The organism is Pseudomonas kulmbachensis, assembly GCF_963681935.1.
Classification (GTDB): Bacteria; Pseudomonadota; Gammaproteobacteria; order Pseudomonadales; family Pseudomonadaceae; genus Aquipseudomonas; species Aquipseudomonas kulmbachensis.
Genome location: NZ_OY817088.1, coordinates 3868034 through 3888726 on the forward strand (window position 1 = coordinate 3868034; position 20693 = coordinate 3888726).

A 20693-nucleotide genomic window follows, 5' to 3' on the forward strand; every position below is an offset into this window, starting at 1 on the left:
GCGGCTACATATCCATTTTCCCTACTTGCGTTTGCTACCGCCCAACAGCGAACCCAGCAGTCCACGCACCAGCTGACGGCCCACCTGCCCCGCTGCCTGGCGCGCCATGGACTGCAACGCCTTGCCCGCAGCGCTACCCAAAAAGTCACCGGCCTGATCCAGCAACCCCGGCTCATGCGGCGCAGCCTGTGTTTGCGCTTGCGGCGCCACTCCCTTACGGGCCATCAACACTTCGTACGCAGACTCCCGATCAATGGGCTTGTCATAGCGCCCCTGCAACGGCGAACCAGCGATCAACGCCGCACGCTCAGCTTCGGTCAGCGGGCCAATGCGTGATTGCGGTGGCGCGATCAACACGCGCTGAACCATGGCCGGAGTGCCCTTGTCCTCAAGCATGCCCACCAACGCTTCGCCCGTACCCAACTCAGTCAGTACCTCCAGCGCGCTGAACGCCGGATTAGGGCGAAACCCGTCAGCTACCGCCCTGAGGGACTTCTGCTCTTTGGCCGTAAAAGCCCGTAGCCCGTGCTGGATACGCAAACCCAGTTGCGCAAGCACAGTGTCTGGCAGATCCGCCGGAGATTGAGTGACGAAATATACCCCGACCCCCTTGGAGCGAATCAGCCTTACCACTTGCTCCAGACGGTCTTGCAACGCCTTGGGCGTTCCCGCAAACAACAAGTGTGCTTCGTCGAAAAACAGCGCCAGCAACGGTTTATCCGAATCGCCACGCTCCGGCAGTTGCTCGAAAAGCTCGGCCAGCAACCACAAAAGAAAGGTCGCGTAGACCTTCGGTGCTTCATGCACCAGGCGACTCGCATCAAGCAGATGAATCCGCCCACGACCATCGCTGGCCGGTTGCAAAATATCTTCCAGTTGCAGTGCCGGCTCACCAAACAAGTCTTCAGCCCCCTGCTGTTCAAGCGTCGCCAGGCGACGCAACAGCGCCTGACTGGAACCGGTGGTCATCAGGGCCGCGTCATCCCCCAGCACTTGGGGGTTATCGCGCAGGTGATTGAGGAGTGCCTTGAGGTCTTTGAGATCGAGCAACAGCAAACCTTCACGGTCTGCCACCTTGAAGGCGGCATAGAGCGCCGACTGCTGGCTGTCGGTCAGCTCCAGCAAACTGCCTAACAGCAAGGGACCCATTTCACTCAGGGTGGTTCGCAATGGATGGCCGGTCTTGCCCTGTATATCCCACAAGGTCACCGGATACGCTTTGGCCTGGTAATTGAGCCAAGGCATACCCGCAATCCGCTCTGCGATCTTGCCCTGAGGGTTGGCCGCTGCCCCCAAACCGCACAGATCGCCCTTGATGTCGGCGGCGAAGACCGCAACTCCCGCATCACTGAACTGCTCGGCCAAGCGTTGAAGAGTGACGGTTTTGCCCGTCCCCGTGGCGCCTGCCACCAGACCGTGGCGGTTTGCCAAGCGCAAGGATTGAGCGATGGACTGACCCGAGAGGTCAGCACCAAGTACTAGAGCAGAAGAGTCAGGCATTTTGCCACCTTTGATTAATCTTTCGCGATCGCGGGTCGATACACCGTTAATGCTAGACCAGAAAAAACCGGATTTAGCGTCGTAAAGCGCCTTGATAAATGGACCATCTGCCCTGTTCAGGCAGTGATTTGCGGATCACGCGTTTTACCAGAGTGTATGTCTCACACTTTTAGACCTTAGCGGACCCTTCAAGCCATGAATAAAAACCTACGTTTCAGCCATAAAATCCTGCTTGCCGCGTCCCTGATCGTAATAGCCGCCTTCTCGCTATTTACGCTGTACAACGACTTCTTGCAGCGCAACGCCATCCGCAACAACCTGGACAACTACCTTAACGAAATGGGCAGTGTCACAGCCAATAACATTCAGACATGGTTGGGCGGCCGGATTCTGCTGGCTGAAAACCTTGCCGAATCAATCGCCAATACTCCAGAACCAACCCAGGTGACGAACCTGCTGGAGCAAAAAACCCTTAGCCGCACCTTTATGGCGGTTTACTTTGGCGACAGCCAGGGCGGCTTTACCATTCGCCCCGACAGCAAAATGCCTGACGGCTACGACCCGCGCACCCGGCCTTGGTACAAGGATGCGTTGAACACCAGCACCTCAAGCCTGACCGAACCTTATATAGACGCAGCCACCGGGCAGATGGTTATTTCCATCGGTGCTCCGGTGAGAAAGGCCGGGCAAACCCTGGGCGTGGTCGGTGCCGACCTGACCCTGCAAGCCATCACCGACAGCATCAACGCCCTGAACTTCAACGGCATGGGCTACGCCTTTTTGATCAGTGCCGACGGCGAAATCCTGGTGCACCCGGACAAAACCCTGGTGAAGAAACAGCTGAAGGATATCTACCCGCAGGACACGCCTGCGATCAACGCCGGGTTCAGCGAGATCCAGGCCGACGGCAAAACCCGGATCGTGACCTTCACTCCCGTCAAAGGGCTGGGCACGGTCAACTGGTACGTCGGTTTGTCGATCGACAAGGAACAAGCCTTCGCAGCGCTCAGCGAATTTCGCACCTCCGCAATTATTGCCACAGTGATTGCCGTGGTCTCGATCATCGCCCTTCTCGGCCTGTTGATCCGCCTGCTGATGCAACCGCTGCACGTAATGACCCGCGCCATGCAGAACATTGCCGAAGGTGAAGGCGACCTGACACGCCGTCTGGCAGTGGAATCCCAGGATGAGTTCGGCACCCTGGGCAGTGCCTTCAACCGCTTTGTCGAACGCATTCACTCCTCGATCAGCGAAGTGGCCTCGGCCACCGAACAGGTCAACGAAGTTGCCTTGCGTGTCGTCAGCGCATCCAACTCATCGATGCTCAACTCTGACGAGCAAGCGAGTCGCACCAACAGCGTCGCGGCAGCCATCAATGAGCTGGGCGCCGCCGCACAAGAGATCGCCCGCAACGCGGCCCAGGCCTCACACCAGGCCAGCGATGCTCGCGGCCTGGCCGAAGAAGGTCAGCAAGTGGTCGAGCGCAGCATCAGTTCGATGCAGAAACTGTCGCAAATGCTCGGCACGTCCAGCGGTCATATCGAGTCGTTGAACGACAAGACGGTGAACATCGGACAGATCCTGGAAGTGATCACCAGCATCTCTCAGCAGACCAACTTGCTGGCACTTAACGCTGCCATTGAAGCAGCTCGCGCTGGTGAAGCCGGGCGCGGCTTTGCCGTAGTGGCTGACGAAGTTCGCAACCTGGCACACCGCACCCAGGAATCGGCGCAGCAGGTGCAAAAAATGATCGAAGAGTTGCAGATCAGTGCCCGCGACTCAGTGAACACCATGGAAGAAAGCCAGCGTCATAGCCAAGACAGTGTGGAAATTGCCAACCGCGCAGGCGAGCGCCTGATCAGCGTGACCGAACGCATTGGTGAAATTGATGGCATGAACCAGTCCGTCGCCACGGCAACCGAAGAGCAAACGTCGGTGGTCGAGTCGATCAACATGGACATTACTGAAATCAATACGCTCAACCAGGAAGGGGTCGAAAACCTTCAGTCAACGCTTCGAGCCTGTTCCGACCTGGAACAGCAAGCTGCGCGCTTGAAGCAACTGGTGGGCAGTTTCCGTATCTGATTGGCAGGGAACAGCTTCAAGCTCGCCGCTTGAAGCTTTCTGCAACGCCTCCCAAAGCCTGGCGGCATCAGGAAATTCGGTGCCGTCCTCGGGGCTGAGGGCATCCGGGTCGTAGCGACTCAAACAGCCTTCACCCAAGGTCGCAGGCGCACTGGAGGTGGCCTTGTCGAGCGGGTCACTCATGTCACCTCCCCTGCACTGCTGCAAACCTGTGGGAGCTGGCTGCCTGCGATACAGGCAACCCGGCTCATATGAAACACCGAGGCGATACCATCGCGAGCAAGCCCGCTCCCACACGTGTTGTGCAGTGAATATTTAGAACACGACCGTCTTGTTGCCGCGTACCAGCACACGGTCTTCAAGGTGGTAACGCAGGCCACGGGCCAGCACCATCTTCTCGACATCACGACCGAAACGCACCATGTCTTCAATGCTGTCACTGTGGCTGACACGCACTACGTCTTGCTCAATGATCGGACCTGCGTCCAACTCTTCAGTCACATAATGGCAAGTTGCACCAATCAGCTTCACGCCACGCATCGAGGCTTGGTGATAAGGCTTGGCACCAACGAACGACGGCAAGAAACTGTGATGAATGTTAATGACCTGGCCCGCATATTCACGGCACAGATCAGGTGGCAGGATTTGCATGTAACGCGCCAGTACCACAACTTCAGCAGCATGATGTTTGACCAGGCGCGAGACTTCGGCAAAAGCCGGCTCTTTGTTCTTCGGGTCAACCGGTACGTGATAAAACGGAATGCCGTGCCACTCGACCATGCTGCGCAGGTCATCGTGATTGGAAATCACGCAGGAAATTTCGCAGTCCAGTTCATCGCTGTGCCAGCGGTGCAGTAAATCTGCCAGGCAGTGGGACTCGCGGCTCGCCATCAACACCACGCGCTTTTTCTGCGCCGTATCGGTGATGCGCCACTCCATCGAAAACTCTTCGGCGATCGGGGCAAATGCCTCACGAAAGGCCTCCAGCCCAAACGGCAGAGAGTCGGCACGAATCTCGTGACGCATAAAGAACCAACCGCTTTGGTCGTCCGAGTGGTGGCTCGCTTCAGTGATCCAGCCATTGTAGGAGGCAAGGAAATTGCTGACCTTGGCGACAATGCCGACGCCGTCGGGGCACGCAATAACCAACCGAAAAGTGCGCATGAGGGGAAAACTCCAAAAACTTTACTAAGGCCGCCATTCTAGCGAGTGCGCAGCAAAACTGCAGTATTCGTTACCGCCTGCTGCAGGCGCCACGGGGTCGCGTAGCCTTTGACCGCACGCCAGCATCGACGTGGCCTGCACTGCCTTTTATCGACAACTGCCAAGACTTATTAATCTACGTTATTAAGCCCATTGCACCCCGGCTATTAACTGTGCGCATACTTGGCAGCATTGAAGTTAATGAATAAAAATTTAAATTAATCAGCCCTTGCATGTTTACTTGCAGTAACTGTCTGACTACTATTGCGTCACTGTATCCCTGTAAACCCTTTTCAAGCTAAGGCTATCCTCATGTCCTTGATCAACGAATATCGCGCAACAGAAGAAGCTATCAAAGAACTGCAAGCCCGCCTGAAGAATCTGTCCGAAGACGACAAACTTCAAACCGAGCTGGAATTTGAAGGTAAATTGCGCACTCTGATGGGCGAGTACCAGAAATCGCTACGCGATATCATCGCCCTTCTGGATCCAGAATCCAAAGTAAGCAAAGCACCACGCGGTGTTGTTAAAACCACCGGCACCAAACGTGCCCGCAAGGTTAAACAATACAAAAACCCGCACAACGGTGAAGTGATTGAAACCAAAGGTGGCAACCACAAAACTCTGAAAGAGTGGAAAGCCAAGTGGGGCAGCGACGTGGTTGAAGGTTGGGCAACTTTGCTTGACTAAGTGATACCCGGCACGCAAATCTTTTTGCACTGCTAATAAAAACGCCAGCTTGCTGGCGTTTTTTATTGCCCGCCTTTTAATCCTCGCTATCACCTGACAGGCTCAGCCCGACACGACGGCTCAACGCCTGCGCATAGCGCTGCCACTCACCCAGCAGCTTTAACTGGTCTGGCGTAGCGTTACGCGACAGCTCATCCGTGGCCTGGGTGAAGTTAGCCAGCGTCATGGGGGCACCCATGACAGGGTCCACCAACCGTTGTTGGCAGAACACATGCCAGCGTTCCAGCTCTTGTGCACTCAAGGTATGAGGGAAGTTTCGCGCCCGGTAGCGAAATAACAACTCGGGTAAACGCTCATCATCAAAAGGCCATGTATCTTTGGCCAGTTGCTCCGGATCACTGGCCCGGACTTGTTCACACAACCGACGGTCTCGATCACCGATAAAACCGTCATACAATTGCTGCTCGGGATCGTCACTGGGAACAAAGTCTTCGCGGGCATAAATGGCCGACAACTTATCTCGCCAAACTTCCTGGGTATCGGTAAGGCTGAGGGCGCGCGCTTGGTAGAGTGGCATGTCCAACTGCAAACGCTGTTGATCCTGTGCCCGCACTACATTCAAGGGTGCCACCACCGGACAACGATTAACGTGTATCAGCTTGAGCGGAACCGGCAACTGACCTTCCGGCAAATCTTCGCGGCGCGTATAAAGCATCTGGCGCAAAGTTTCTGCGTCCATGTCCAGTAATGGCTGAGGATCAAAGTGCAGATCGCAGACGATCAACGCATTACGATTCTTTGGATGCCATGCCAGCGGTAATACCACGCCGACATAATGTCTGGCTGCAGAAAAACGGCCTGAAATATGCACCATCGGTTGCAACAGACGAACTTGATCAAGCACCCGCTGTTTAGTCCGCAACTGGAATAACCAGTCATACAACTTGGGTTGTTTGTCGCGAATCAGCCGCGCCAGCGCAATGGTTGCCCGCACATCGGACAACGCATCGTGAGCCTGACCGTGATCAATTCCGTTGGCCGCCGTCAAACGCTCCAGCTTGAGCGTCACACGCCCGTCATCCTCTGGCCAGACGATCCCCTCAGGGCGTAGGGCATAGGCCGTGCGCACTACATCAATCAAATCCCAGCGACTGTTGCCGCCCTGCCATTCACGCGCATAAGGGTCGAAGAAATTTCGGTACAGGCTGTAGCGCGTGACCTCGTCATCAAAGCGCAGTGAGTTGTAGCCCGCACCGCAGGTGCCCGGCAACGCCAGCTGAGCATGAGTGCGAGTCATGAACTCCGCCTCGCCCAAGCCTTTGTCTTCGAGTCGGCCAGGGGTGATGCCCGTGATCAGGCAGGCCATCGGGTGCGGCAGAATATCGTCGCTGGGCTGGCAGTAGAGATTGACCGGCTGATCAATCTCGTTGAGTTCAAGGTCAGTGCGAATACCAGCGACTTGCACGGCTCGATCGCAGCGCGGATTGATGCCAGTGGTTTCGTAGTCGTACCAAAAAATAGAGGTCACGGGGTGTTCCTGAGCAGTAGACCCCGACAGTCTAGGCGCTCAAACACCTATGCAGAAGCCTGCAAGGGCTGAAAGCTGAAGTAGCGCTGCAAGGCACTGATCAGTGCGGTGTACTCGGCAGGTGGCTGGTACAGGATAAAGCCGGAGTCATAGCAATTGGGTGTCACATCCTCACGGCACCACAGGCAACGCGCCGTCAGGTCAATCAACTGCGGGCAGCCATCGGAACCGGGAAGCTTGAGCCGCAACTCGAAATCGGCGTCCACCAGCATCGGTAACTGACTGATCAGCATCAGCCCGCCGTCGGACACATTACCCAGAAAACCCACGGGTTTGTCCGTGAACCGATTGAACACTTCCAAGTAATACGTCAGTTGCTGCCGTTCGATGAGCCGCTCAATAACCATATTCAAGATCACTATAGAAGGCCATTACGCATGGCCGCACCAGCACTTAAAAATGCCCTGCCCGCACACCTGAGCCAAAACCCGCGCCCAGCCTGCCCTGCACGCACCCGCTTGAAGCTCGGAGCAACGACCAGCCACCGAGCATTGACATCTCTTTGAATGACGAATGAACAATAACCATTCAAAGCAATTCAATATTAGTGAAACGAGCACAATTGACCAGTCATAATTTTGTGCATCATTGAATGGTTGCAGGCAGCGCCTGAGCCGTTGTCCCCGGCCCCGGAATGAATTTTAGAATACGCAGCGTCTCGATCCGCGCCTTGGCCCTATAGGCATACTCGCTCTTCGGGAACTCGTTGATGATGTATTGGTAGGTCTGGGATGCATCCAGGTAAAACTTCGTACGCTCCAGGCACAGCCCACGCAGCATTGCGGTTTGCGGCCAGATATACGGGCGACTGCGGCTGTCGCGATCAACCTCGGACAGTTCCAGCATCACCGCTTCACAGTTGCCTCGGTCATAGGCACGGTAAGCGCTGTTCAAATGGTGGTTCATCGACCAGCGGGTGCAGCCAGCCACAGTGCTGAGCAACAATAAAACGAGCAAAATTCGCATGGGTATCTCCTGTTCACAACAGTGTATCGACCCCACAGCCGAATTCTTCAAGGCAACCGACCCAATGCACCACAACTTAAGCAGAAAGTAGTGCAGAGGAACAATGACTACAGCCAAAGACCATAGTAGCCTTTGGCAGCGCTTGAACTCAGGAGTCTTTGCATGTCTGTTCGTCGAACCAAAATTGTTGCCACACTTGGCCCTGCCAGCAATTCACCAGAAATGCTGGAGCAGCTGATCCTCGCTGGCCTGGACGTTGCCCGTCTGAACTTCTCCCATGGCACTCCCGATGAGCACAAGGCTCGTGCCAAGCTGGTGCGCGAAATCGCCGCCAAGCATGGCCGCTTCGTTGCCCTGCTGGGGGACCTGCAAGGCCCGAAAATTCGTATCGCCAAATTCGCCAACAAAAAGATTGAGCTGAAAGTCGGTGATCAATTCACCTTCTCCACCAGCCATCCGTTGACTGAAGGCACCCAGCAAATCGTCGGTATCGACTACCCGGATCTGGTTAAAGACTGCGGCGTAGGCGACGAGTTGTTGCTCGACGACGGCCGTGTCGTGATGCGTGTCGACACCGCCACCGGCGATGCTCTGCACTGCACCGTGCTGATCGGCGGCCCACTGTCCGACCACAAGGGCATCAACCGTCGCGGCGGCGGTCTGACCGCGCCAGCCCTGACTGAAAAAGACAAGGCTGACATCAAGCTGGCTGCCGAAATGGAAGTCGACTACCTGGCCGTGTCGTTCCCGCGTGACGCTGCAGATATGGAATACGCTCGCCAATTGCGTGACGAGGCAGGCGGTACTGCTTGGCTGGTCGCGAAAATTGAACGCGCCGAAGCCGTGGCTGACGACGAAACCCTCGACGGGCTGATCGCAGCCAGCGATGCGGTGATGGTTGCCCGTGGCGACCTGGGCGTAGAAATCGGCGATGCCGAGCTGGTGGGCATTCAGAAGAAGATCATTCTGCACGCACGTCGCCACAACAAGGCAGTGATCGTTGCGACCCAGATGATGGAGTCGATGATCCAGAACCCGATGCCAACTCGCGCCGAAGTGTCTGACGTTGCCAACGCCGTTCTCGACTACACCGACGCCGTGATGCTTTCGGCTGAAAGTGCTGCCGGCGCATACCCGCTGGAAGCAGTGCAAGCCATGGCGCGTATTTGCGTCGGCGCTGAAAAGCACCCGACCAGCAAAACCTCCAGCCACCGCATGGGTAAAACCTTCGAAAGCTGCGATCAAAGCATCGCGTTGGCGGCCATGTACACCGCCAACCACTTCCCGGGTGTCAAAGCGATCATCGCCCTGACCGAAAGCGGGTACACACCGTTGATCATGTCGCGCATCCGTTCTTCGGTGCCGATCTACGCGTTCTCCCCGCACCGTGAAACCCAGGCGCGCGCGGCGATGTTCCGTGGTGTTTACACCGTACCGTTCGACCCGGCATCCCTGCCGCCAGAAAAAGTTAGCCAGGCTGCCATCGACGAACTGCTCAAACTGGGCGTCGTACAGAATGGCGACTGGGTCATCCTGACCAAGGGCGACAGCTACCACACCGTGGGCGGCACCAACGGCATGAAAATTCTGCATGTCGGCGACAAAATGGTTTAAGCCTTACACGGCTTAAACTCAAAGCCCCGCCTGATCACTCAGGCGGGGCTTTTTTATTGCGCCAGGCACTTAACTGCGGGTCAAAAAAGCATCCGCCAGCAGTTGGTTGCGGCCCAGTCCAGCCAGAAACAGACGTTTGGCAAACGCCTCGACCGTATCGGGATGGCCGCAGAGCAGAGCGTGGGTTTGACGTGAGGCAAGACGCAGCTGCAGCAGGTACTCGGGCAATTGCTGACGCTCAAGGTACTCAACCGTAAGGTTCGGACACGTCGCCGCCAATGCTGACAATTGATCCTTGAGGTAATACTCGCTCGCATCGCGGGCCACATGTACCAACCGAATCGGCCCCTGATGGTCCTGGCGCAATGCCTCGCGCAGCACGCCAAACAATGGCCCTAGCCCGGTGCCGGATGCCAGCAGCCATAGCGGCTGCTCCTGCCAGTCCGGGTCGTAACGCAGCGCACCGCCACGCAACTCACCCAGCCGCACACAATCGCCGACTTTAAAATGCCGGGCCGCGTCGACAAACTCACCGGGGTGAGCGCAATCGAGGTGGAATTCCAGAAAGCGGTCCTCTTCGGGCAGACTGGCCAGCGAATACGGTCGAGCGACACCGCAAGCGGTCCACAACACCACATGCTGGCCAGCGCGATAACGCAACGGGCGCTGCGGCGAGAGGCGCAACCGCAGCACGCTCGGGCTCAGCCAGTCCAGCGCCAGCACTTGTGCTGGCATGCCATCGCGCAGCGGGTCGAAGGCTTCAACCTGCAGGTCCTCGACCACCTGACACTGACAAGCCAGACGCCAACCCTGCTCACGCTGTGCCCGGCTCAATGCCTCGGGTTTGAGATCGGCCGGCTCTCCACGCACGCAGCGCACCAGGCAGGCATGGCAACTGCCAGCCCGGCAACTGTAGGGCACGGCTACCCCGGCCTGATTCAAGGCGTCGAGCAGATTGGTACTTTCGGCAACTGACCAGCGCTGGTCAGCAACGTGTAACTGGGGCACTTATAGCCTCCGTTGGGTAATTCCAGATCCGGGCACCGTGTAGCCGCTGCAGCAGGCTGCGATGGGTGGTGTAGAGACCCGCCCCCGGAATAAAAAAACAAAGATCCTTCGGCCCTTATCGCAGCCTTCGGCAGCGGCTACAAGTTTTGTGCGTGCGGGTGTATCAAAGAGTGTACCGGGTTATACTGCGGCGCCTTTTTTGTACCGGTCATGTGTGCCCGGTATGCCTAGCAAAGACCTGACCCAAGGTCGCAAACACCTTATTGATTGTATGTTCCCGTCTTATAGAGGAGCGCGACCCATGACCGTGATCAAGCAAGACGACCTGATTCAGAGCGTTGCTGACGCCCTGCAATTCATTTCCTACTACCACCCCGTGGACTTCATCCAGGCCATGCACGAAGCCTACCTGCGCGAAGAATCGCCAGCGGCCCGTGACTCGATGGCGCAAATCCTGATCAACTCGCGCATGTGTGCCACTGGCCACCGCCCGATCTGCCAGGACACCGGCATCGTCACCGTATTCGTACGCGTAGGCATGGATGTGCGCTGGACCGGCGCCACCATGGGCCTGGACGACATGATCAACGAAGGCGTGCGTCGCGCTTACAACCTGCCGGAAAACGTCCTGCGTGCTTCGATCCTGGCCGACCCGGCCGGTGCGCGTCGTAACACCAAGGACAACACTCCTGCGGTCATTCACTACTCCATCGTTCCGGGTAACACCGTGGAAGTGGACGTAGCGGCCAAGGGCGGCGGTTCCGAAAACAAGTCGAAAATGGCCATGCTCAACCCGTCCGACTCGATCGTAGACTGGGTGCTCAAAACCGTTCCGACCATGGGCGCGGGCTGGTGCCCACCAGGCATGCTCGGCATCGGTATCGGCGGCACCGCTGAAAAAGCAGCAGTGATGGCCAAGGAAGTGTTGATGGAATCCATCGACATTCACGACCTGATCAAGCGCGGCCCGTCCAGCCGTATCGAAGAGATGCGCATCGAACTGTTCGAGAAGGTCAACCAACTGGGCATCGGCGCCCAGGGCCTGGGCGGTCTGACCACCGTACTCGACGTAAAAATCATGGACTACCCGACCCACGCAGCGTCCCTGCCGGTGTGCATGATCCCGAACTGCGCGGCCACCCGTCACGCTCACTTCGTACTGGACGGCTCCGGCCCTGCATCCCTCGAAGCGCCACCGCTGGACGCCTACCCGCAAATCGTTTGGGAAGCAGGCCCGTCGGCCCGCCGTGTCAACCTCGACACCCTGACCCCGGAAGACGTGCAGAGCTGGAAGCCGGGCGAAACCGTCCTGCTGAACGGCAAAATGCTCACCGGGCGTGACGCTGCGCACAAGCGCATGGTCGAAATGCTCAACAAGGGTGAAACCTTGCCGGTCGACCTCAAGGGTCGCTTCATCTACTACGTAGGCCCGGTTGATCCGGTGCGCGACGAAGTCGTTGGCCCTGCCGGTCCGACCACCGCTACGCGGATGGACAAGTTCACCCGTCAGATCCTCGATCAAACCGGCCTGCTGGGCATGATCGGCAAATCCGAGCGCGGCCCTACCGCCATCGAAGCGATCAAGGACCACAAAGCTGTGTACCTGATGGCCGTCGGCGGTGCTGCGTACCTGGTAGCCCAAGCGATCAAAAAATCGCGTGTGGTGGCATTTGCCGAACTGGGTATGGAAGCGATCTACGAGTTCGACGTTAAAGACATGCCGGTTACCGTGGCAGTCGATAGCAACGGCGAGTCGGTGCACATCACCGGCCCGGCGATCTGGCAGAAAAAAATCAGCGAAAGCCTGGCTGTAGAAGTGCAATAAGCGCTTTATACGTCAGACACAAAAACGGCCAGGTTAATAACCTGGCCGTTTTTTTATGTCTGTACCGTGCTTTTCTGTGGGAGCGGGCTTGCTCGCGATGGCATCAACCCGACAACGCAGGTAAACCGCGTCGCCTGAATCGCAAGCAAGCCCTCTCCTGCAAGATCGGTACCTCTCAATCAGAACGCGTTACGGAAAATTTCTTCAATCTGCCCCTGATCAGCCTTGCGCGGGTTGGTGAAACCACAAGCATCCTTCAGGGCATTGGTGGCCAGAATCGGGATGTCATCCAGCTTGGCGCCCAGGTCACGCAGCCCGGCCGGGATTTCTACATCCCGGGCCAAGGTGCGAATCGCCGCGATGGCCGCCTGCGCGCCCTCTTCCGGGCTCAAGCCCCGCACATCGGCACCCAACGCGTGAGCCACATCGGTCAAGCGGGTCGCACATACACTGGCGTTAAACATCTGCACATGGGGCAGCAGCACCGCATTGCACACACCATGGGGCAAGTCATAGAACCCGCCCAACTGGTGGGCCATCGCATGCACAAAGCCCAGCGACGCGTTATTAAAGGCCATGCCCGCGAGGAACTGCGCGTAAGCCATGTTCTCGCGTGCCGTCAGATCCTTACCGTCGCTAACCGCCTGACGCAGGTTTTGACTGATCAGCTCCATCGCCTTGATCGCACAAGCATCGGTAATGGGGTTGGCAGCCGTCGACACATACGCCTCAATGGCGTGAGTCAGGGCGTCCATGCCCGTGGCTGCGGTTAGCCCTTTGGGCATCCCCACCATCAACTCGGGGTCGTTGACCGACAACAGTGGTGTCACATTGCGGTCGACAATGGCCATTTTTACGTGGCGCTCTTCGTCGGTGATGATGCAAAAACGCGTCATTTCACTGGCTGTACCGGCCGTGGTATTGATCGAGACCAGCGGTAATTGCGGCTTGGCCGAGCGATCAACCCCCTCGTAATCACGGATATGCCCGCCATTGGTGGCACACAGCGCAATGCCCTTGGCGCAGTCATGGGGCGAGCCGCCACCCAACGACACGATAAAATCGCAGTGATGTTGCTTGAGCACCACCAGCCCCGCCTCAACGTTGGCAATGCTCGGGTTCGGCTTGGCACCGTCGAAAATCACCGAATCAATGTCCTGCAGCGCCAGCTGCTCAGCGATCAGCGTCGCAACACCCGCCTTTGCCAGCCCCGCGTCAGTCACAATCAAGGCCTTGCGAAAACCATAATTGCGAATAGCGGTCATGGCTTCAGCCAAGCAACCGTTACCCATAATATTTACGGCGGGAATAAAGAAAGTGCTGGTCATGTAGAGTCCTCTTGGCGGGTCATTGGCTAAGTCGGTCTCCACAGCTTCCTCCAATCACAATGCAGCAATGTTGATCTGGCTCAACACTTGAGCATGATAAAGTCCGACACCGCCCACGCCTTGAGACGAAATTGCGATGACCCCTTTCCAGGAATTTGATGCCGAACTAGAAGACTGGAATCAGTTGCGCACCAGCACACCGTGCAGCGGGCTGCTGATTGGCAACGGCGCAAGCATGGCCGTGTGGCATGACTTCTATTACGACTCGCTGTTTGACAAAGCCAAGAGCGTCGCCGAAAAGCCCCTCAGCCAGACCGAACTCAGCGTGTTCGAGGCCCTCGGCACGCGCAACTTCGAGCATGTGCTCAGCGCCCTGAAAACCGCGAGCAAGGTCAACAAGGCGCTGGCCATCAACTCGGCCTCGCCGCGCAAACGCTATTACGCCATTAAAGAAGCCCTGATCAACTGCACTCAAGACGTGCACATTCCCTGGCGCCTGATGCAGCCCGAAACCCTGGCTTGCTGGCATGCAGAACTGGCGCGCTACGCCAGTGTGTATTGCTCCAACTACGACTTGCTTGCGCCCTGGGCAGTGATGCAGGCGCCAAAACAGTTCAACGACCTGTTCAATACCCCCGGTTCGACTTTTGAACTGAGTGCCGGTGCGGCCAAGGGTAAAACCACTCGTATGCTGTATCTGCACGGGGCGCTGCACCTGGTCAAAAATCAGGAAGGCAAGGCACGCAGAATCACGGCCAACGAACCCACCCTGTTAAGCAACTTTGCAATTAACCACTCGATCAGCGCACTGGACGATGTGCCGCTGTTTGTCAGCGAAAGCAGCAGCGACGACAAGCGAAAATCCATCCGCCAGTCCGATTACCTGTCTTTTTGCCATGAGCAGTTAATGGCGCATAAAGACGCGCTGTGCATCTTCGGCCACAGCTTGGGCGAGCAGGACCAGCACCTGATCGATGCCTTGCGCCAGGCCCCGCTGAAAACCCTGTGCATCTCGATCTATCCGCGCAGTGAAGCGTTTATCCGCTTTCAAAAGAACCATTACACGGCACTGTTTGCCGAGAAGAAGCTGACCTTGCGCTTTTTTAACTCGAAGACTCATCCGCTGGGCCTCAGCCGACACTCGGTGCCGGTAGAGGTTTAACCCTGGCCGAACGCCTCAATGCTTGTCTTTGATGACCGTAGTCGGCCCATTGTGTTTGACACTGGCAATGCCTTTGTCACGCGCAGCCTCTGACGAGTACATCTCGCTGGTGCCGATAATCTGGTGATTGGCCGCCTTCAGGTTGAAGTACGGACTACCATCCTTGGCCACTTTTCTCTCGTACCGCTCATCAAGCGGGCTGTTGGTCTGTACCGAGGCGATCCCGCCTTTGGCTGCCGCCAGCGTGGTGTAGTGCTCACTGACCAGAATGGTTTCGGCATTCGCCGCCTTCAACACAAAGCGGAACTGCCCATTGCTGGTATTGCTCAATTCGTACCAACCCGACATAACCTTCTCCTGAAATTAAGGGTTCCTGCACCTAGTCAGTAAAGACGCCATGGGCTATTTATCCATTTATTTGCCGAGATGAGCGAAAGTCGAACTTTCAACGAGACAAATAGCAATGGTTATCGATACCATTCGCGACTTATTTGCATCGCTGTGTTCACAAGGACCCTCATGTCTCGCCTTAAACCCGACCCGCCTGCGGCCGATTCCTTTCGCGAGTTCTATACGCAAATTTTGCACTTTCTGCGTAAGCGCACCGACAACACCAGCGATGCAGCTGACATGACTCAGGATGTTTTCACTCAATGGCTGGGTTATCAGGACCGGGCCAACGTCGAGCAGCCGCGGGCGTTTCTGTTCCAGATGGCGCGCAATCTGTTGCGCGACCACTGGCGCCGCCAGCAAGTGCGCCAGGCTGTACATCACCAGCACGGCGAGAGTGAATCCGAGCCCTTGAGTGACGAAAGGGATGATCCAATGGCTGCTGCCCAGCGTCTGCAACGCCTTGAACAGCTCAAAACCATACTCGCAGAACTCTCGCCCAGACGCCGTGAAGCCCTTATGCTGCACCGTTTTGAAGGCTTGAGTCAGGCACAGATTGCCGAGCGCATGGGGATCTCCGTCAGCATGGTAGAAAAGCACATTGCCTTGGCCTTGTTGCACTGCAAGCAGTATCAACAACGGGACAGCGGCAAGGAGCAGCCAAAATGAGCCCTCATCAAGCAGCAGGTCACGACAGCATCGACGAGCAGGCAGCCAATTGGTTTGCACGTAACCGCAACGAGCGCGACCACAGCACCCGCGAGCAATTCGACACATGGCATGCCAGCCCGGCCCATGCTCAGGCCTATGCCGAATTTGAGGCTCTGTGGGCGGATCTGGGTCAACTTGAACAGATCAACCAACCCATTGCGCTGCCTGTCCGCCCCCGGCGTTCAAACTTCGCCCTGGCCACCGCTGCCGCCGTGCTATGCGCCGTGTTTGCGCTCAATCTCGGGGCTCCAGTGGCGCTGCACCAGCAGCAGGTCAGTACTTTGGCCCAAGGCGGGCGCACCCTCCTGTTACCCGATGGCAGCACCTTGAACGTCAATGCCAATACCCGGCTGCGCCTGGAGTTCAACGCACAACAGCGCGATATTTATTTGGATCAAGGCCAGCTTTATATCGAGGTTGCAGCCAATAAGGAGCAGCCGCTAGTGGTACATGCTGGCGCTGCACGGATCAAGGTGGTCGGCACCGGCTTTGATGTACGACGCAGCTCGCGCCAATTGGTCGTCAGTGTCGCCCACGGCCAGGTTGCGTTTACCCCCGATGCAAAATCCTCAACCCTGCTGGGCGCACAACAACGCGCCACCTACGACTACGCCAAGAGCTCACTGCAAGAGCACTCCCTGGGTGCCGAAAAAGTGGCGGACTGGCGCAGTGGCCACCTGTCATTTCGCAATCGCGAACTGGGCAGCCTGGTGGACGAGCTGGACCTGTACCGCCCCGGCGTGATCCAACTGGCCGCTGGGCCACTCGCTGCCTACAAGGTCTCGGGCAATCTGGATATCAGCGACCCACTGGCCCTAGTCAAGGCTCTTCCTGCACTGATCCCGGTAAAAACCGTGCTGCAGGACAACGGAACAATCCGTATCGAACCTCGCTAAAAAAACATATGCGAATATTTTTCATTCGCATATGTGGTTTTTTCATTGTGCCGCGTCTTCCTCCGGTCTGCGTTGCTAACGCATGTCTTTTTGGCCTTTGTTGCCACACCGGGGGATTTCATGTTTCGCGCACCACATCACTTCTCGCACTTCTGCTCGCGCCCAACACTGGTGGCAGCTTGCCTGGCGGTCAGCCTGCAAGCCCATGCCGAGTCGATCCAGCTGCAACTGCCGGCACAATCGCTGGCCAGTTCGTTAAGTGAGGTGGCGCAGCAGGCAAAAATCCAGCTGCTGTTCGACGAAGCCCTGTTACGCAACATCAAAGCCCCCGCGCTCAAGGGCGACTACACACCGCAACAAGCCATCCAGTTACTGCTCAAGGGCACCGATTTCAGCCTGATCCAGGTCGACCGAACCTACGTTGTGAGACCCAAGGAAGACGGTACAACCACCAGCAACAGCCTGGAGCTGGGCGCGGTGAGCGTGGTGGGCAGCGGTAACGAGGTGGATTCCAGCAGCGTCGGCAAATCGACCATGACGCAAACTCAGATCAATCAGTATCAGGCCAATAACATCCCCAGCTTGCTGGCCACCCTGCCGGGTATCAACCTCGGCGGATCGCTCAAGCCGGGCGGTCAGACCATCAACATTTGGGGCATGGGCGAAGCTGAAGATGTGCAGATGACCGTTGATGGCGCGACCAAAAGCGGCTTTGAACGCTACAAACAGGGCACGATTTTTATCGAGCCCGAGCTGATCAAACGCCTGGAAGTCGAGAAAGGCCCCCACGACATACACACCGGCAATGGTGGTTTTGGCGGCGTGGTGCACATGGAAACCAAGGACGCGCCGGACCTGCTCGAAGAAGGCAAGGACGTTGGTGCCATGCTCAAGTACGGCTACAGCAGCAATGACCATCAACAGATTTACAGCGGTGCCGTGTACGGCCGCACCGATGATGGCCGCGCCGATGCGCTGGTGTACTACACCAAACGCGACGGTGATGACATGAAGCTCGCCGACAATATGCCCAACCCCGGTAATGTTTACCCGGTCAACCCCAAGCGCCTGCCCAACACCGCCCAGGATCTGGACGCGCAACTGCTCAAACTCAACCTGCACCTCAACGACGAGCACAGCGTAGGCATGTCTTACTCGCGGGCCAACAATTACCTGTGGGTGCCCTTCTCGGCAGTCAGCTACCCGGAGCCACCCAGCAAGGCCAACATTGATAAATACGGTTACGACATCGCCTCCCGACGCTACCTGTCCAACCGCTCAACCATCGACACCACCTGGTCGGCCAAATACAAATACGAGCCTCTGGACAATCCGCTGGTGGATCTGGAAGTGAAGTACTCGCACTCCAATACCGAACAAACCGACACGCGCAGCGCACAGGCCTTCACCCAGCCCACCAGCGGCGGGCGCAAGATGGAAACCGGCTACACCGACGACATGCTCCAGATCGAAAATATCAGCCTGTTTGCCAGCGGCCCGCTGGACCATGCGGTGACCACTGGCGTGCAATTTCGCAAGCATCAGCGTGATGTGAATATGTGGATGCCGGGCGGGTCCTATGACGCCGAGAAGTACAACTACGGCCACTACCAACCAAACTTCATGCCCAGAGGCAAGGTCGACACCAACAGTTTCTATATTCAGGACGCCATCACCTGGGGCGACTTCACGTTGACGCCGTCCATGCGTTACGACCATGTGCGCAATCGCGGCCAGGAAAACGATGCGCCCTACTACAACCACCCGGAACTGGGCCACGACTACAGTGACAAAACCTACACTGGCTGGTCGCCTCGCCTGGCGGCCTTCTGGACAATAACTCCGAAAACCGCCTTGTTCGTTAACTACAGCAAGACCTGGCGCGCCCCGGTGATCGACGAGCAATATGAAGTCCAGGGGTCTGGCAGCCGCACTTCCAGCAGCCTGGGCCTGGACCCCGAACGCATCACCGGCTGGCGTGGGGGCAACATCACGACGTTCGATCAGATTTTCGGCGACAGTGACCACGCACTGGTGCGCACTACCCTGTTCCACAACACTGTCGACGACGAGATTTTCAAAGCAACGGGCGTAGGCTGTGCGGCACAAACTGTGTCAGGGGGCATGACCAAAGACTGCGGTCCCAATATGCCGAACTACCGCAATATTGGCAGCGTGACTATCAAAGGCTTTGAGGTTGAAAGCTTCTACGAGTCCACGTACGTCTTCGGCTCGCTTTCATACGCATGGATGACTGGCAAACACGAAGGCGCCTACACCAACCCTTGGGGCCCCAACGTCTGGGCACGCGACGTACCCGCACCAAAATGGATTGCCGTACTGGGCACCAAAATACCGAGCCTGGATGCCCGCGTTGGTTGGAAAGGCGAATGGGTACGCAAGACCGACCGCAGACCGAGCGACAATTACTACAGCAGCCCGCTGAGCGTCTTGGGTGACCGTTACTGGGATCATTACGATAATGACGGCTACAACGTGCAAGGTCTGTTTGCCAACTGGAAGCCGCAACAGCCTTACCTCAAGGGCACCGAGGTCAACTTCACCTTGGACAATATGTTCAACAAGAGCTTTCGCCCGATGCTCAGTGGCGATAACGCCTACAGCCAGGGGCGAAATGCCAAGATCAGCGTGACGCGGTTCTTCTAAACAGCAGTGCATAACCTGTAACCGCTGCCGCAGGCTGCGATAAGGGCCGAAGGACCTTTGAAAGCAGGGTCGCTTCGTAACCCATCGCAGCCTGCGGCAGCGGCTACACACTCAGGCTTTATGACGTGCTACCACACTCAACTCCGGCACCTGCACCCGGCGCTGGCTCAGGTAACGCGTGCAACTGACGCGCAAGAAAGACGCGAAGTTGACCACTTCACCGCGATAATCCATCACTTCCTCATACAGCTTGGCCACCAATTGGTTGGTGGTCATGCCGTCCTCCTGTGCAATTTCGCTGAGGATGTCCCAGAACTGGTTTTCCAGGCGCAGGGTGGTGACCACGCCGCAAATACGCAATGACCGTGAGCGCGACTCGTAAAGAATCGGATCGGCTTTTACATACAACTCACACATGGTCACGCCCTCATTCTTACAAGGTAATCTTGGTGCCGAGCAAGCCCAGGAACGCCGCCAGCCATGCAGGATGCGCAGGCCATGCCGGTGCAGTGGCCAGGTTGCCCTGTACATGGGCCTTGGTCACGTCGATATCGATATAAGTACCACCCGCCAGGCGAACCTCCGGTGCACACGCCGGATAAGCGCTGCATTCGCGGCCTTCCAGAGTACCAGCCGCCGCCAGCAGTTGCGCACCGTGGCACACAGCAGCAATCGGCTTGCCCGCCTTGTCGAAATCACGCACCAGCTCCAGCACTTTTTCATTCAAGCGCAGGTATTCCGGTGCACGACCACCCGGTACGAGCAGCGCGTCGTAATCGCTGGCTTTAACCTTGTCAAAATCGAAATTCAGGGCAAACAAATGGCCAGGCTTTTCGCTGTAGGTCTGGTCGCCTTCAAAGTCGTGGATGGCGGTACGCACGGTCTGGCCCGAAGTCTTGCCGGGGCACACCGCATGCACCTGATGCCCGACCATCAACAGCGCCTGGAACGGCACCATCACTTCGTAGTCTTCGACGTAATCGCCAACCAGCATCAGAATTTTTTTCGCTGCCATGGTGCGTGCTCCTGTGGGGGATAGGGCCAGTAAGAGTAGCCAAAG

Annotated in this window: 19 protein-coding genes and 1 pseudogene; 9 read left to right on the plus strand and 11 right to left on the minus strand. The window is 57.2% G+C overall.

The features are described 5' to 3' along the window. Positions 1–21: 21 nt before the first annotated feature. The gene (locus tag U5A05_RS17920) at positions 22–1500 is read right to left on the minus strand and encodes a helicase HerA-like domain-containing protein (RefSeq protein WP_321834202.1); all 1479 of its coding nucleotides are present in this window, start codon (positions 1498–1500) and stop codon (positions 22–24) included. Between the two features lie 195 nt (positions 1501–1695). Here U5A05_RS17920 and U5A05_RS24305 point away from each other — a divergent pair. Next, positions 1696–2727, plus strand: a pseudogene (locus U5A05_RS24305) (HAMP domain-containing protein); the annotation flags it as partial. A gap of 93 nt (positions 2728–2820) precedes the next feature. Beyond that, positions 2821–3585: a methyl-accepting chemotaxis protein gene (locus U5A05_RS24310; protein WP_395247149.1), complete on the plus strand. Its 765-nt coding sequence runs from the start codon at positions 2821–2823 to the stop codon at positions 3583–3585. Here U5A05_RS24310 and U5A05_RS24315 read toward each other — a convergent pair. After that, complete coding sequence (locus U5A05_RS24315; protein WP_395247131.1) at positions 3508–3768, minus strand: hypothetical protein; 261 nt, start codon at positions 3766–3768, stop codon at positions 3508–3510. The two genes, U5A05_RS24310 and U5A05_RS24315, sit on opposite strands and share 78 nt — an antisense overlap. 132 nt (positions 3769–3900) lie before the next feature. Then, on the minus strand, positions 3901–4749 hold the full coding sequence (purU, locus tag U5A05_RS17930) for a formyltetrahydrofolate deformylase (protein WP_261739237.1): 849 nt from the start codon (positions 4747–4749) through the stop codon (positions 3901–3903). 351 nt (positions 4750–5100) lie between these two features. Between purU and mvaT the strand changes: the two genes are divergently transcribed. Beyond that, positions 5101–5478, plus strand: a complete 378-nt coding sequence (mvaT, locus tag U5A05_RS17935) for a histone-like nucleoid-structuring protein MvaT (protein ID WP_016782206.1) — start codon at positions 5101–5103, stop codon at positions 5476–5478. Positions 5479–5554: 76 nt separating this feature from the next. Here mvaT and sbcB read toward each other — a convergent pair whose 3' ends face one another. The 3 genes from sbcB to U5A05_RS17950 form a co-directional block, all read right to left on the minus strand. Further along, a complete protein-coding gene (gene sbcB, locus U5A05_RS17940; RefSeq protein WP_321834207.1) occupies positions 5555–7006 on the minus strand; it encodes an exodeoxyribonuclease I in 1452 nt (483 codons plus the stop codon). Positions 7007–7053: 47 nt separating this feature from the next. Next, positions 7054–7413 (minus strand): PilZ domain-containing protein, encoded by a 360-nt coding sequence (locus U5A05_RS17945; RefSeq protein ID WP_321834209.1) that lies wholly within the window; start codon positions 7411–7413, stop codon positions 7054–7056. A gap of 238 nt (positions 7414–7651) precedes the next feature. Beyond that, complete coding sequence (locus U5A05_RS17950) at positions 7652–8032, minus strand: tetratricopeptide repeat protein (RefSeq protein ID WP_261739240.1); 381 nt, start codon at positions 8030–8032, stop codon at positions 7652–7654. Between the two features lie 162 nt (positions 8033–8194). On the opposite strand from U5A05_RS17950, the gene pyk reads away from it, so the two are divergent. Continuing rightward, complete coding sequence (gene pyk, locus U5A05_RS17955) at positions 8195–9646, plus strand: pyruvate kinase (RefSeq protein ID WP_261739241.1); 1452 nt, start codon at positions 8195–8197, stop codon at positions 9644–9646. A 69-nt stretch (positions 9647–9715) separates the two neighbouring features. Here pyk and U5A05_RS17960 read toward each other — a convergent pair whose 3' ends face one another. Next, positions 9716–10654: an iron-sulfur-binding ferredoxin reductase gene (locus tag U5A05_RS17960; RefSeq protein ID WP_261739242.1), complete on the minus strand. Its 939-nt coding sequence runs from the start codon at positions 10652–10654 to the stop codon at positions 9716–9718. A 301-nt stretch (positions 10655–10955) separates the two neighbouring features. On the opposite strand from U5A05_RS17960, the gene U5A05_RS17965 reads away from it, so the two are divergent. Then, positions 10956–12479, plus strand: a complete 1524-nt coding sequence (locus U5A05_RS17965) for a fumarate hydratase (RefSeq protein ID WP_321834210.1) — start codon at positions 10956–10958, stop codon at positions 12477–12479. A gap of 179 nt (positions 12480–12658) precedes the next feature. Here U5A05_RS17965 and yiaY read toward each other — a convergent pair whose 3' ends face one another. Then, positions 12659–13807, minus strand: a complete 1149-nt coding sequence (yiaY, locus tag U5A05_RS17970) for an L-threonine dehydrogenase (protein ID WP_261739244.1) — start codon at positions 13805–13807, stop codon at positions 12659–12661. A 136-nt stretch (positions 13808–13943) separates the two neighbouring features. On the opposite strand from yiaY, the gene U5A05_RS17975 reads away from it, so the two are divergent. Beyond that, on the plus strand, positions 13944–14969 hold the full coding sequence (locus U5A05_RS17975; RefSeq protein WP_321834213.1) for a DUF4917 family protein: 1026 nt from the start codon (positions 13944–13946) through the stop codon (positions 14967–14969). 15 nt (positions 14970–14984) lie between these two features. Here U5A05_RS17975 and U5A05_RS17980 read toward each other — a convergent pair whose 3' ends face one another. Continuing rightward, the gene (locus U5A05_RS17980; protein WP_261739246.1) at positions 14985–15317 is read right to left on the minus strand and encodes a YegP family protein; all 333 of its coding nucleotides are present in this window, start codon (positions 15315–15317) and stop codon (positions 14985–14987) included. A 171-nt stretch (positions 15318–15488) separates the two neighbouring features. Between U5A05_RS17980 and U5A05_RS17985 the strand changes: the two genes are divergently transcribed. The 3 genes from U5A05_RS17985 (at position 15489) to U5A05_RS17995 (ending at position 19633) form a co-directional block, all read left to right on the plus strand. Continuing rightward, on the plus strand, positions 15489–16028 hold the full coding sequence (locus U5A05_RS17985) for an RNA polymerase sigma factor (RefSeq protein ID WP_261739247.1): 540 nt from the start codon (positions 15489–15491) through the stop codon (positions 16026–16028). Continuing rightward, positions 16025–16966 (plus strand): FecR family protein, encoded by a 942-nt coding sequence (locus tag U5A05_RS17990; RefSeq protein ID WP_261739248.1) that lies wholly within the window; start codon positions 16025–16027, stop codon positions 16964–16966. Before U5A05_RS17985 ends, U5A05_RS17990 begins: the two co-directional genes overlap by 4 nt. Positions 16967–17086: 120 nt before the next feature. Beyond that, the gene (locus tag U5A05_RS17995) at positions 17087–19633 is read left to right on the plus strand and encodes a TonB-dependent receptor (RefSeq protein ID WP_261739249.1); all 2547 of its coding nucleotides are present in this window, start codon (positions 17087–17089) and stop codon (positions 19631–19633) included. Between the two features lie 111 nt (positions 19634–19744). Here U5A05_RS17995 and U5A05_RS18000 read toward each other — a convergent pair whose 3' ends face one another. Together U5A05_RS18000 and U5A05_RS18005 are read right to left on the minus strand one after the other, a co-directional pair. Continuing rightward, the gene (locus U5A05_RS18000; protein WP_261739250.1) at positions 19745–20050 is read right to left on the minus strand and encodes a ribbon-helix-helix domain-containing protein; all 306 of its coding nucleotides are present in this window, start codon (positions 20048–20050) and stop codon (positions 19745–19747) included. Between the two features lie 16 nt (positions 20051–20066). Next, positions 20067–20648 carry a DJ-1/PfpI family protein gene (locus tag U5A05_RS18005; protein ID WP_019823320.1) on the minus strand — a complete coding sequence of 194 codons (582 nt, stop codon included), beginning with the start codon at positions 20646–20648 and terminating at the stop codon, positions 20067–20069. Positions 20649–20693: the final 45 nt, after the last annotated feature.

Excerpts from the sequence above, each read along its gene's own strand:
- U5A05_RS17965 (WP_321834210.1), top strand. The coding sequence starts at position 10,956 with ATGACCGTGATCAAGCAAGACGACCTGATTCAGAGCGTTGCTGACGCC.
- U5A05_RS18005 (WP_019823320.1), bottom strand. The coding sequence starts at position 20,648 with ATGGCAGCGAAAAAAATTCTGATGCTGGTTGGCGATTACGTCGAAGAC.
- U5A05_RS17920 (WP_321834202.1), bottom strand. The coding sequence starts at position 1,500 with ATGCCTGACTCTTCTGCTCTAGTACTTGGTGCTGACCTCTCGGGTCAG.
- U5A05_RS17980 (WP_261739246.1), bottom strand. The coding sequence starts at position 15,317 with ATGTCGGGTTGGTACGAATTGAGCAATACCAGCAATGGGCAGTTCCGC.
- yiaY (WP_261739244.1), bottom strand. The coding sequence starts at position 13,807 with ATGACCAGCACTTTCTTTATTCCCGCCGTAAATATTATGGGTAACGGT.
- pyk (WP_261739241.1), top strand. The coding sequence starts at position 8,195 with ATGTCTGTTCGTCGAACCAAAATTGTTGCCACACTTGGCCCTGCCAGC.
- purU (WP_261739237.1), bottom strand. The coding sequence starts at position 4,749 with ATGCGCACTTTTCGGTTGGTTATTGCGTGCCCCGACGGCGTCGGCATT.
- U5A05_RS17990 (WP_261739248.1), top strand. The coding sequence starts at position 16,025 with ATGAGCCCTCATCAAGCAGCAGGTCACGACAGCATCGACGAGCAGGCA.
- U5A05_RS17985 (WP_261739247.1), top strand. The coding sequence starts at position 15,489 with ATGTCTCGCCTTAAACCCGACCCGCCTGCGGCCGATTCCTTTCGCGAG.
- mvaT (WP_016782206.1), top strand. The coding sequence starts at position 5,101 with ATGTCCTTGATCAACGAATATCGCGCAACAGAAGAAGCTATCAAAGAA.
- U5A05_RS17975 (WP_321834213.1), top strand. The coding sequence starts at position 13,944 with ATGACCCCTTTCCAGGAATTTGATGCCGAACTAGAAGACTGGAATCAG.
- U5A05_RS17995 (WP_261739249.1), top strand. The coding sequence starts at position 17,087 with ATGTTTCGCGCACCACATCACTTCTCGCACTTCTGCTCGCGCCCAACA.
- U5A05_RS24315 (WP_395247131.1), bottom strand. The coding sequence starts at position 3,768 with ATGAGTGACCCGCTCGACAAGGCCACCTCCAGTGCGCCTGCGACCTTG.
- U5A05_RS24310 (WP_395247149.1), top strand. The coding sequence starts at position 2,821 with ATGCTCAACTCTGACGAGCAAGCGAGTCGCACCAACAGCGTCGCGGCA.
- U5A05_RS17945 (WP_321834209.1), bottom strand. The coding sequence starts at position 7,413 with ATGGTTATTGAGCGGCTCATCGAACGGCAGCAACTGACGTATTACTTG.
- U5A05_RS17950 (WP_261739240.1), bottom strand. The coding sequence starts at position 8,032 with ATGCGAATTTTGCTCGTTTTATTGTTGCTCAGCACTGTGGCTGGCTGC.
- U5A05_RS18000 (WP_261739250.1), bottom strand. The coding sequence starts at position 20,050 with ATGTGTGAGTTGTATGTAAAAGCCGATCCGATTCTTTACGAGTCGCGC.